The sequence below is a fragment of the Streptomyces torulosus genome, assembly GCF_001419765.1.
Taxonomy (GTDB): domain Bacteria; phylum Actinomycetota; class Actinomycetes; order Streptomycetales; family Streptomycetaceae; genus Streptomyces; species Streptomyces torulosus.
Genome location: NZ_LIRK01000233.1, coordinates 15792 through 27663, shown reverse-complemented (window position 1 = coordinate 27663; position 11872 = coordinate 15792). Strand labels below are relative to the sequence as shown.

The following is an 11872-nucleotide window of genomic DNA, read 5'->3' as shown; positions in this document are numbered from 1 at the left end:
CTGGAGGACGTCCTCCAGGAGATGCACCTCGACTACCAGGGGAGGATGAGCGCCAGCCTCAGCTGGGCCAACGGCACGGCCGCGACCGACGCGGGCGACGCCGGCCGCGACTACCTCGACCGGATCACCGACCACTTCTGGTCACTGGTCCGCCGGGCGGCCGCCTACTAGACCGTGCGCGGCGACGGCCGCCGACCGTGAGCATCAGGCGTCGGACGCAGCCCGAACACCGCCCCGGGCACCCCTCGGGACCGGGCGTCTAGAAGACCGACTCCGCCTCGTCCATCCGGTCCTTCGGGACCGTCTTCAGCTCGGTCACGGCCTCCGCGAGCGGCACCATCACCACGTCGGTGCCGCGCAGCGCGGTCATCCGGCCGTAATCGCCCCGGTGCGCGGCCTCGACCGCGTGCCAGCCGAAGCGCGTGGCGAGCACCCTGTCGTACGCGGTCGGGGTGCCGCCCCGCTGCACATGGCCGAGGATGACCGGCTTGGCCTCCTTGCCGAGGCGGCGTTCCAGCTCGTACGCGAGGGCGGTGCCGATGCCCTGGAAGCGCTCGTGGCCGAACTGGTCGATCTCGCCGTGGCCGTAGTCCATCGAGCCCTCGGCGGGATGGGCGCCCTCGGCGACGCAGATGACGGCGAACTTCTTCCCTCGCGCGAAGCGCTCCTCGACCATCTTCACCAGGGCGGCCGGGTCGAACGCGCGCTCGGGCAGACAGATCCCGTGCGCACCGGCGGCCATCCCGGACTCCAGGGCGATCCAGCCCGCGTGCCGGCCCATGACCTCGACGACCATCACGCGCTGGTGGGACTCGGCGGTCGTCTTCAGCCGGTCCATCGCCTCGGTGGCGACCCCGACCGCCGTGTCGAAGCCGAAGGTGCGGTCCGTCGACGAGATGTCGTTGTCGATCGTCTTCGGCACGCCGACGACCGGCAGCCCGGCGTCGCTGAGCATCCGCGCGGCGGTGAGGGTGCCCTCGCCGCCGATCGGGATCAGGACGTCGATACCGAACTCGTGCGCCATGTCCTGCGCGTTCTCGCACGCCTCGCGGAGGCGGTCGCGCTGGAGGCGGGACGAGCCGAGGATGGTGCCGCCGCGGGCGAGGATGCCGCTGACGGACTCCAGGTCGAGGCTGCGGTAGCGGCCGTCGAGCAGACCGGCGTAGCCGTCCTCGAAGCCGATGACCTCGTCGCCGTACTGGGCGACCGCTCGGTGCACGACCGACCGGATCACTGCGTTCAGGCCCGGACAGTCGCCGCCTGCGGTCAGAACTCCGATACGCATCGTGCTGTGTCTCCTGCTCGTCCTGCTGGGTGCTGGTACTTGTGAGCCGATCCGATTGTTTCACGCCTCGCAGGGGGGTGCCGCGCCCGAGGAGCCCGCCTCCGGCCGCCCGGGGAGCCCCTCGCCCGCCCTGCCGACCTGATGGGCGCCTTATCCACCCCCGGAGGTATTGTCAAGAGGGTTTCTGTCCGCCGCGGCGGTGATTTCCGCACACCCGTCACACCCCTGCGGAAACATTGCTCGAAGGCCCTAAAGAAGCCCCTTAAGCGGCACTCGCAGCACCACCGAAGCACCCACCGAACCCGACATGAAACGGAGAGCCCACGTGACGCGCAGCGTGTACGTGACCGGGATCGACCGCGGCGACGGCCGCCAGGTCGTCGAGCTGGGGATCATGGAGCTCCTGACCCGCCAGGTCGACCGGGTGGGGGTGTTCCGGCCGCTGCTGCACCACGGCCCCGACCGGCTCTTCGACCTGCTGCGCGCCCGGTACCGGCTCTCGCAGGACCCGGCCACCGTGTACGGCATGGACTACCACGAGGCGTCCACCCTCCAGGCCGAGCACGGCACGGACGAGCTGCTCTCGGCCCTCGTCGACCGGTTCCGCACGGTGGCGCGGGACTACGACGTCGTCCTCGTCCTCGGCACCGACTTCGCGGACACCCAGTTCCCGGACGAGCTGTCCCTCAACGCCCGTCTCGCGAACGAGTTCGGGGCGTCGGTGGTCTCCGTGGTCGGCGGCCGCAAGCAGACCGCCGAGTCGGTGGTCGCCGAGACGCACAACGCGTACCGCGCGTACGAGGGCCTCGGCTGCGACGTCATCGCGATGGTGGTGAACCGGGTCGTGCCCGGCGACCGGGACGCGATAGCCGAGCGGCTCACGGACACGCGGCACCCGCTGCCCGTGCCCTGCTACGTCGTCCCCGACGAGCCCGCCCTGTCCGCGCCGACGGTCGCGCAGATCACCCACGCGCTCGGCGGCAAGGTCCTCCTCGGCGACGACTCGGGGCTCGCCCGTGACGCGCTGAACTTCGTCTTCGGCGGGGCGATGCTGCCGAACTTCCTGAACGCACTCACCCCCGGCTGTCTGGTCGTCACCCCCGGCGACCGCGCCGACCTGGTCGTGGGCGCCCTCGCCGCCCACAGCGCGGGCACCCCGCCGATCGCGGGTGTGCTGCTGACCCTCAACGAGCGGCCCAGCGACGAGGTCCTCACACTGGCGGCGCGGCTCGCGCCGGGAACGCCCGTGGTCGCCGTGGAGAGCGGCTCCTTCCTCACCGCCTCCGAACTGTTCTCGATGGAGGGGAAGTTGAGCGCGGTGACCCCGCGCAAGGCGGAGACCGCGCTCGGGCTCTTCGAGCGGTACGTCGACACGGCGGAGCTGCGCACCCGGGTCTCGGCGCCCAGCAGCGACCGGATCACCCCGATGATGTTCGAGCACAAGCTGCTGGAGCAGGCCCGCGCCGAGCGGCGCCGGGTCGTGCTCCCCGAGGGCACCGAGGAACGGGTGCTGCACGCGGCCGAGGTGCTGCTGCGGCGCGGGGTCTGCGACCTCACGCTCCTCGGCCCCGTCGACCTGATCCGCAAGAAGGCCGCCGACCTGGGCATCGACCTCGGCGAGAGCATGCTGGTGGACCCGGCGACCTCCGCGTGGCGGGACTCCTTCGCGGAGAAGTACGCGCAGTTCCGCGCCCACAAGAACGTCAGCGTCGAGCTGGCGTACGACGTGGTGTCCGATGTGAACTACTTCGGCACGCTGATGGTCCAGGAGGGGCTCGCGGACGGCATGGTGTCGGGGTCGGTGCACTCCACGGCCGCCACCATCCGGCCCGCCTTCGAGATCATCAAGACCAGGCCGGACGCGGGCATCGTCTCGTCGGTGTTCTTCATGTGCCTCGCGGACAAGGTGCTGGTCTACGGCGACTGCGCGGTGAACCCGGACCCGAACGCCGAGCAGCTCGCCGACATCGCCGTCCAGTCCGCCGCGACCGCGCAGCAGTTCGGGGTGGAGCCGCGGATCGCGATGCTGTCGTACTCCACGGGGACCTCCGGCTCGGGCGCCGACGTCGACAAGGTGCGCGAGGCCACCGAGATCGTCCGCTCCCGGCGGCCCGACCTGCTGATCGAGGGGCCGATCCAGTACGACGCCGCCGTGGAGCCGAGCGTCGCGGCGACCAAGCTGCCGGGCTCCGAGGTCGCCGGGCAGGCCACCGTGCTGATCTTCCCGGACCTCAACACCGGCAACAACACCTACAAGGCGGTGCAGCGTTCGGCCGGCGCCCTCGCGGTCGGGCCGGTGCTGCAGGGCCTGCGCAAGCCGGTCAACGACCTGTCCCGGGGCGCCCTCGTCCAGGACATCGTCACGACCGTCGCCATCACCGCCATCCAGGCCCAGACCCCCGCGGCCCAGTGACCCCCAGCGACGACAGAAGGCATACCACCACCGTGACCGCCACCCGCGTCCTCGTCCTCAACTCCGGTTCCTCCTCGGTGAAGTACCAGCTGCTCGACATGCGGGACAGCACCCGGCTGGCCGTGGGCCTGGTGGAGCGCATCGGCGAGCAGGGCTCCCGGCTGAAGCACACCCCGCTGACCGACGGGGGCGAGGCCAGGGAGCGCACCGGCGCGATCGCCGACCACGCCGCCGCCCTGAAGGCCGTCGCGGAGGAGCTGGCCAAGGACGGGCTCGGCCTCGACTCCCCGGAGCTGGCCGCCATCGGGCACCGCGTGGTGCACGGCGGGCAGAGCTTCACCGAGCCGACGGTGATCGACGACACCGTGCTCGCCGAGATCGAGCGGCTGATCCCTGTGGCGCCGCTGCACAACCCGGCCAACCTGACGGGCATCCGCACGGCTCAGGCGCTGCGCCCGGACCTGCCGCAGGTCGCCGTGTTCGACACCGCCTTCCACACGACGATGCCGGAGTCGGCGGCGCGCTACGCGATCGACGTGGAGACCGCCGACGCCCACCGGGTGCGCCGCTACGGCTTCCACGGCACCTCGCACGCGTATGTCTCGCGGGCCACGGCCGCGTTGCTGGGCAGGGCGCCCGAGGACGTGAACGTCATCGTGCTGCACCTCGGCAACGGGGCGTCCGCGTCGGCCGTGCGCGGGGGCCGGTGCGTGGACACCTCCATGGGGCTGACGCCTTTGGAGGGGCTGGTGATGGGTACGCGCTCGGGAGACATGGACCCGGCCGTCATCTTTCATTTGATGCGCGTTGGCGGAATGTCCACGGACGACATCGACACTCTCCTCAACAAGAAGAGCGGTCTGATCGGGCTGTGCGGCGACAACGACATGCGGGAAATAAGCCGGCGTATCGACGAGGGCGACGAGCGGGCGAAGCTCGCCTTCGACATCTACATTCACCGGTTGAAGAAGTACATCGGCGCCTACTGCGCGGTGCTCGGCCGGGTGGACGCGATCGCGTTCACCGCCGGGGTCGGGGAGAACGCGGCGCGGGTGCGTCAGGCCGCCCTCGCGGGCCTGGAACCGCTGGGGCCGGCGGTGGACGCCGACCTCAACGCCGTACGCGGCGACGAGCCGCGGCTGATCTCGCCGGCCGGTGCCCGGGTCGCCGTCGCGGTGGTGCCGACCGACGAGGAACTCGAGATCGCGGCACAGACGTACGCCCTGGTCGACAGATGAGCAAAACAGTCGGGAAATACACGCCGGTAACACGATTGAGCGCATAGCCGCCCATGTGCATTCCGCCAGACGGAATATTCCGCAGCGAAACAAACCGATAGGATCGTCCCATGCGCCGTTCGAAAATCGTCTGTACTCTCGGCCCCGCGGTCGACTCCCACGAGCAGCTTGTCGCCCTGATCGAAGCCGGCATGAATGTGGCCCGCTTCAATTTCAGCCACGGCAGCCACGCCGAGCACCAGGGCCGGTACGACCGGCTCCGGGCCGCGTGCGCCGAGACCGGCAAGGCCATCGGTGTCCTCGCCGACCTCCAGGGCCCCAAGATCCGTCTGGAGACCTTCGCCGAGGGGCCGGTGGAGCTGGTGCGCGGTGACGAGTTCACCATCACCACCGAGGACGTGCCGGGCGACAAGCACATCTGCGGGACGACGTACAAGGGCCTGCCCGGTGACGTCTCCGCCGGCGACCAGGTCCTCATCAACGACGGCAACGTCGAGCTGCGGGTCATCGCGGTCGACGGCCCGCAGGTGCGCACCGAGGTCGTCGAGGGCGGTGTCATCTCGGACCACAAGGGCATCAACCTGCCCGGCGCCGCGGTGAACGTGCCCGCGCTGTCCGAGAAGGACGTCGAGGACCTCAGGTTCGCGCTGCGGATGGGCTGCGACCTGGTGGCGCTCTCCTTCGTGCGCGACGCCGACGACGTGCAGGACGTCCACAAGGTGATGGACGAGGTGGGCCGCCGGGTCCCCGTCATCGCCAAGGTGGAGAAGCCGCAGGCGGTCGAGAACATGGAGGACGTCGTGATGGCGTTCGACGGCGTGATGGTCGCCCGTGGCGACCTGGCCGTCGAGTACCCGCTCGAGAAGGTCCCCATGGTGCAGAAGCGGCTCATCGAGCTGTGCCGCCGCAACGCCAAGCCGGTGATCGTGGCGACCCAGATGATGGAGTCGATGATCACCAACTCCCGCCCCACCCGCGCCGAGGCGTCCGACGTCGCCAACGCGATCCTGGACGGCGCGGACGCGGTCATGCTGTCGGCGGAGTCCAGCGTGGGCGCGTACCCGCTGGAGACGGTCCGCACGATGTCGAAGATCGTCGCGGCGGCCGAGGAGGAGCTGCTCTCCAAGGGCCTCCAGCCGCTGGTGCCGGGCAAGAAGCCGCGTACGCAGGGTGGTTCGATCGCCCGTGCGGCCTGCGAGATCGCCGACTTCCTCGGCGGCCGGGCGCTGGTGGCCTTCACGCAGTCCGGTGACACCGCCCGCCGACTCTCCCGCTACCGCGCGTCGCAGCCGATCATCGCGTACACCACCGACGAGTCGACCCGGAACCAGCTGGCGCTCAGCTGGGGCGTGGAGTCGCACGTGGTGCCGTTCGTGAACAGCACGGACGAGATGGTGGAGCTGGTGGACCAGGAGATGGTCAAGCTCGAACGCTTCAACGAGGGCGACATCGCGGTCATCACCGCCGGCTCGCCCCCCGGCGTGCCGGGCACCACGAACATGGTCCGGGTGCACCACCTGGGCGGCGGCTCCCGCGACTGACGCCGCCGACGCCGTACGACAGCACCGAGGGCGCCTCCTGCGAGCAGGGGGCGCCCTCGGTGTGTTGCGGCTCCCGGACGGGTCCTGGGCGGCGCTCGGGCGCCGTGGGCGGTCTCAGTCGGTGGTGAACTGGTGCAGCCCGGGCACCGTGAGCGTCCCGCCGAACTGGCCCGCCTGGACGACCTTCACCTTGGTGAAGTAGATCAGCGGGATGTTCAGCGGCGGCGGGTGCTTCGGGTCGAAGGTCACCGGGATCAGACCGAGCAGGTTGCCGGAGATGCTCTCCGTGTACATGATCGTCTTGCCGTCGCGGATGGTGGACGTGCTGCCCTTGCGCGCCTGCACGTGGTAGGTGACGCCGGCCTGCTTGTCGTCGACCGTCTGGTGGAGGTCGCCGATGTCGGTGCCGTCGGAGATGACGTACTTCAGCACCTCCTTGACCGAGCCGTCGGCGGTCCGCACCTTGACGATGCCCTGGTAGTCGGCGCCCTTCAGCAGCAGGGAGCTGGCGTTCAGGTACCAGGGGTCGTTCGGCAGGGCGGGGATGCCCTTCTCGACGCCGCTCTCGTCCTCAGTGGCGACGGGGCAGTCGTCGGCGTTCACCTTGTCGCTCGGCGACGGGGTGGGACTCGGGGTCGCGGTGGCGTCGCCTGCCGTGTCCTCGGCGTCGTCCTTCGCGTCCTTCGCCGCGTCCGTGACGTCCTTGGCCGTGTCGGTCACCTTGTCGGTGGCGTCGTCGGCGGTGTCCCTGGCGTCCTTGCCGGCGTCCTTCCCGGTGTCGGAACCGGTGTCCCCCGCGGTGTCGTCGGAGGCGGACGGGGACGGGGTGGTGGACGGCTCGGGCGTGGTGTCCTCGGTGTCCTTCTCGGGGACGAAGATGTCCTCGAGCGCGTCGCCGATGTCCTCCAGGACGTTGCCGCTGCCCGCCTCCTCGGCGGAGGGCGTGGGCGACGGGGTGGCCGTGGCGTCGGAGGCGGACTTGTCGGCGGGGTCCGTGGTGGACTCGTCCGCGTCGCCCTTGTCGTCGGAACCTGAATCCGATGAAGAGGAGTCGTCGTCGCCGGTGGAGGTGCCGCCGGACGCCGAGTCGTCGTCGCCGGTGGAGGTGTCCTCGTCCTTCGCGCCGTCGTCCGTGGCCGGGTCGTCGCTCTCCGGGGCGGAGGCGGACGGGGTCGGGGTGGGCGAGGCGGACGTGTCGGTGTCCTCGTCGGCGGCCTCCAGGGCGGCCACGCAGTCCTTGTACTCGTCGGCCGTCAGGCTCTGCTTCGTCGGGTCCTCGGCGCGGGCCAGGGTGGGCGTGAAGCCCATGCCCATGAGGACCGCCGTCGGCATCGCCGCCAGGGCTATCGCCTTGCCCGCCGGCACGTTCAGCCGGGTGAGAAGGGGCTTCTTGGGCGCCGCGTGCCGCGGTCCGGTTCTCGCACGGGACTCTCCCACCGAAGTCCCGTGGGTCACCTTGTCAGCCGGCACTGTGCCTCCCGTTCATCCCGTTCGTGGGGGTGGTACCTGACAGGTCGTCGCCCTCGCCGCGCGCCGCCCCGCTCGTCGAGTCCGCCGTCGCGGGCTCGGGGGCGTCGCCCTTGACCAGGGGGACCGCACCTGGTTGTGCCGTGTTCTCAGAGGCCGTGCCCCGGGGAGCCGTGTCCGGCGCGGCCGCGGCACGCGACGGGGTCTTGTACGTGGACGACACCCGCTCCTCCTCCTGGCCGGGCGCCCAGGCGATGGCCAGCGCGCCGCCGATCAGGGAGAGCAGGAAGCCGAAGCCGAAGCCGCCGAGGTTGGAGACCGGGATGGACACGAGCGCCAGGAGGATCGCCGCCGTACCGGCGAAGGTGCGTACGTGCCGCTGGAACCACAGACTGATCCCGAGCACCACCAGCAGGACGCCGATGATGAGGGAACCCGCGCCGCCCGTCGTCGACATGGCGAGCGTGAGATGACCGATCTGCAGGTTCGCGTACGGCAGGTACATGATCGGGAAACCGCCGAGCAGTACCAGAAGGCCCGCCCAGAAGGGACGAGAGCCCCTCCAGTCGCGGAAGCGCCGCCGAAAGGCGCGGAGATAGTCTTCGTTCTGCCCCGTTGACTCGGCGCTCATGGACAACAGCTCCCTGGAACGGTGTTGCTGTGAGAAGTTCGCGTACGGCATGTGGCGCGAGGCGCGCGTACGGGACTTCACGTACGGAGGTCGCGCGCGGGGTGCCCCGCGCCGCGAGAGGGACGGGCGGGCGAAGAAGCGCAGGCCCCCTCACCCGCCCAGGGAGTGCTTAGTAGCACTCCACGGTGCCCTTGTGGAGCGACATCTTGAGGTTGCTCAGCTTGAAGGTTCCGGCGGTGGTCGCCCACGCCGTCTGCTTCACGTCGCTCAGCGTGGCCGAGTCGGCCTGCTGGGCGAACCCGTAGGGGTTGGCCTGCTCCGAGCCGCCCTTCATGCCCGGACCCTTGTTGGCGTCCTTGGCCGCCACACCGATGTCGATGCCCTTGAAGACGGCATCGGCCGAGAGGTCCTCGACGTCGATGTAGAGGTTCTCGGCCTCGACCTTCTTGCCACCGGTACCGGCGGTCAGCTTGAGGCTGACGCTACCGAGCAACGGGACACCGGGGGTCACGACCGACTGGCACATGTTGGTGATCGTCGCGCTCTTGAAGGCCGAGACGGCGACGGGGTGAACCGTCTTCTCGCCCTTGAGGGTGTAGCCCTCGTCGAGCGCCCCGTACTGCGAGAAGCCCTGACCTTCGAGCTGACCCGCCGTCACCTTGAACGACTGGCCCGACACACTGAACGACGCGGCGAGAGCGCCCTGCGCGAGGGCGACACCTATCGCTGCCGTGGCGGCGACGCTGGGCACCATGACCACAGCGAACCGCTTCCATCTGGTCCCGCCACGCACCTGGGACTCCATATTTCCTCCTTCTCGGACGTACATCTCCTGCCACCGGCTCGCCCCTTGGCGGCGGCTCGGCCGGACAGGGATGGGAGAAGTGCTACGTCCTCGGGAATGGGGAGCGCCCGCGCTCGGTGGCACCGAAGCGCCCGAACTCACCGGCGATCACCCCCGAGCGACAACCACTGGTCGCGCCTGACACGCATCACGCACAACCTGCTGGACAGGCTCCACCGTTGAAGCGGAGACCCCCCTGTCCAAGAGACGACGCCACTGTCGCCGGCTCTACTCGGTGGGGACCCAGAAAACCCGTTGACCCGACTGGCCGTCGGGGTACGGGATTGGACCGAGCGTCGCCGATCGTGGTGCATTCTCGCCGCCCCCGCAAGGGGGTTCGTTACTCGCTAGTAACGGACGGATAACCGAACAACGACCCATTGGCATCGGGCAGCGACCCTGGGTCGCCCCGAGTGAGGCGACAGACTGGTTGACAGTCGGACAGAGTCCGACACATCGGCGCGGTTCTCTTACTGCCAGTAACAGCGGCCGGGATTACCAAGATTTGGTAAAGGGCGGCCGGGATGTCGCCGTGTCGCCAAATCTCTCACTCCGGCAACACGTGTTCCGGCACATCACAGCCGTGCGCCCACGCCGAGGCGTGGGCGCGGAAGACGAACCGGGGCGGGCCGACGCGGCCCGCCCCGGAACCCGTCTCAGAACAACGCCCGCGCCAGCGCCCGGCGGGCCGCGGTCACCCGCGGATCGTCGGACCCGACGACCTCGAACAGCTCGATCAGCCGCAGTCGCGCGGTCTCCCGGTCGTCGCCCGCCGACCGCCGGACCGTCTCGACGAGCCGCCCGAAGGCGTCCTCCACATGTCCGCCCACGAGGTCGAGGTCGGCCGCCGCGATCTGCGCCGGCACATCGGCGGGGTTCTCCGCCGCGGCCTTGCGCACCTCCTGCGGGTCCATGCCCTGCACCCGCTGCAGCAACTCGGCCTGCGCGAGGCCCAACTTGGCCTCGATGTTGCCCGGGTCGTCGCTCAGCACGTTCTTGTACGCCTGCACCGCGCCGCCGAAGTCGCCCGCGTCCAGGGCCTGTACGGCGGCGGCGAGCAGATGGTCGTAGGGGCCGGCCGGGATCTGCGGGGCCGACTCGACGGCACCGGGCTCGGCGTCGGGGTCGACCACGAGGCCGGTGAGGCCGAAGCGCTGCTCGGCGACCTGCACGAGCTGGTCGAGGGTGGCGCGGATCTGCTGCTCGGGGGCGGCGCCCTGGAAGAGGGGCAGCGCCTGCCCGGCGACGACGGCGAACACCGCCGGGATCCCCTGGATCCCGAACTGCTGCATCAGCATCTGGTTCGCGTCGACATCGATCTTGGCGAGGACGAACTTGCCGTTGTAGTCGACGGCCAGCCGCTCCAGCACGGGGCTGAGCTGCTTGCAGGGCTGGCACCACTCGGCCCAGAAGTCGATGACGACGGGCACCTCGGTGGAGCGCTGGAGGACCTCCCTCTCGAACCCGGCCTCATCGACGTCGATGACCAGGTCGGCCGGGGAGACCGCTCCTTGGCCGCCCTGCCGGGCCGCTTCGGCACGCGCCTGCTCCGCCTTCGCCTTGGCCTCCTGGGCCGCCTTCACCGCGGCGAGGTCGACGACTCCGCTCATGGACATGTTCCGTGGCTGCATGAGTACATCCTCCCCCCTCCGGGCGCGCGCGTGAAAAGCGTCGCGAAGCCGACCGTCCCCCGTGCCCGATCTTTCGCTACGACCCGTAGCGTAACTGCACCCGCGACTCCTATGTACCCACTCCCCGGTGATCTGCCTCACGGCACCGGGCACGACATCCCTGGACGCCGAAGAACGGCCGGATATGGTCGGCGGCATGCAGAGCCGCACCCCTGCCTCCCGCGCCACGGGGCGTCCGCGCAGCGCCACGGCGGACGCCGCGATCCTGGCGGCCACCCGGGAGGCTCTCGTGGAGCTGGGCTGGTCGAAGCTGACGCTGGGCGACGTGGCGACGCGCGCCGGGGTGGCCAAGACGACCCTCTACCGCCGCTGGGCGGGCAAGAACGAGCTCGTGGTCGACGCGGTGGCCGAACTCTTCGACGAACTGGAGATCCCCAACCGGGGGAGCCTCGCAGCGGACATCGAGGGCGTGGTGCTGCAGTTCGCCGCGATCCTGGCCCGCCCCGAGGCACGCAGCGGCCTGATGGCCGTCATCGCCGAGTCGACCCGCGACGACGCGCTGCGCGAACGCATCCGCACGTCCATCGTCGAACGCCAGAAGCGGCTGGTCCTGGAGGGCCGCACCCGTGCCCAGGCCCGCGGTGAACTCCCGCCGGAGTCCGACCCGACGGCCGTCGACCTCATCTTCGACGTCGTGGCGGGCGCGGTGGTCCACCGCACCCTGGTGAGCGCGGAACCGGCCGACGAGCAGTGGGTGCGCGCCTTCACCAGGCTCCTGTTGGTGGGCCTGGGCGGGGCGGCGGGCTGAAGGGGACGCACGCG

The 11872-nt window shown here is 70.3% G+C and carries 9 protein-coding genes; 4 read left to right on the top strand and 5 right to left on the bottom strand.

The window, feature by feature from the left end:
* Positions 1–259 precede the first annotated feature (259 nt).
* Complete coding sequence (locus AOK23_RS16745) at positions 260–1285, bottom strand: ATP-dependent 6-phosphofructokinase (RefSeq protein ID WP_055713511.1); 1026 nt, start codon at positions 1283–1285, stop codon at positions 260–262.
* Between the two features lie 325 nt (positions 1286–1610).
* Here AOK23_RS16745 and pta point away from each other — a divergent pair, with 325 nt between their 5' ends.
* The 3 genes from pta to pyk all read left to right on the top strand — a co-directional run bounded on the left by pta (position 1611) and on the right by pyk (position 6477).
* Positions 1611–3698: a phosphate acetyltransferase gene (gene pta / locus AOK23_RS16740; RefSeq protein WP_055713510.1), complete on the top strand. Its 2088-nt coding sequence runs from the start codon at positions 1611–1613 to the stop codon at positions 3696–3698.
* Between the two features lie 32 nt (positions 3699–3730).
* Positions 3731–4936, top strand: a complete 1206-nt coding sequence (locus AOK23_RS16735; RefSeq protein ID WP_055713509.1) for an acetate kinase — start codon at positions 3731–3733, stop codon at positions 4934–4936.
* A gap of 110 nt (positions 4937–5046) precedes the next feature.
* On the top strand, positions 5047–6477 hold the full coding sequence (gene pyk, locus AOK23_RS16730) for a pyruvate kinase (protein ID WP_055713508.1): 1431 nt from the start codon (positions 5047–5049) through the stop codon (positions 6475–6477).
* Between the two features lie 114 nt (positions 6478–6591).
* On the opposite strand, the gene AOK23_RS16725 is transcribed toward pyk, so the two are convergent.
* From AOK23_RS16725 to AOK23_RS16710, 4 genes are all read right to left on the bottom strand, one after another.
* Positions 6592–7947, bottom strand: a complete 1356-nt coding sequence (locus AOK23_RS16725) for a hypothetical protein (protein ID WP_206336221.1) — start codon at positions 7945–7947, stop codon at positions 6592–6594.
* Positions 7937–8575: a DUF6114 domain-containing protein gene (locus tag AOK23_RS16720; protein WP_055713507.1), complete on the bottom strand. Its 639-nt coding sequence runs from the start codon at positions 8573–8575 to the stop codon at positions 7937–7939. The genes AOK23_RS16725 and AOK23_RS16720 overlap by 11 nt, the downstream gene beginning before the upstream one ends.
* A gap of 169 nt (positions 8576–8744) precedes the next feature.
* Entirely contained in the window at positions 8745–9380 is a 636-nt protein-coding gene (locus tag AOK23_RS16715) for a DUF6230 family protein (protein ID WP_055713506.1), read from the bottom strand.
* Between the two features lie 695 nt (positions 9381–10075).
* On the bottom strand, positions 10076–11050 hold the full coding sequence (locus AOK23_RS16710) for a tetratricopeptide repeat protein (protein WP_055713505.1): 975 nt from the start codon (positions 11048–11050) through the stop codon (positions 10076–10078).
* A gap of 196 nt (positions 11051–11246) precedes the next feature.
* Between AOK23_RS16710 and AOK23_RS16705 the strand changes: the two genes are divergently transcribed.
* Positions 11247–11858 carry a TetR/AcrR family transcriptional regulator gene (locus AOK23_RS16705; protein WP_055713512.1) on the top strand — a complete coding sequence of 204 codons (612 nt, stop codon included), beginning with the start codon at positions 11247–11249 and terminating at the stop codon, positions 11856–11858.
* Positions 11859–11872: the final 14 nt, after the last annotated feature.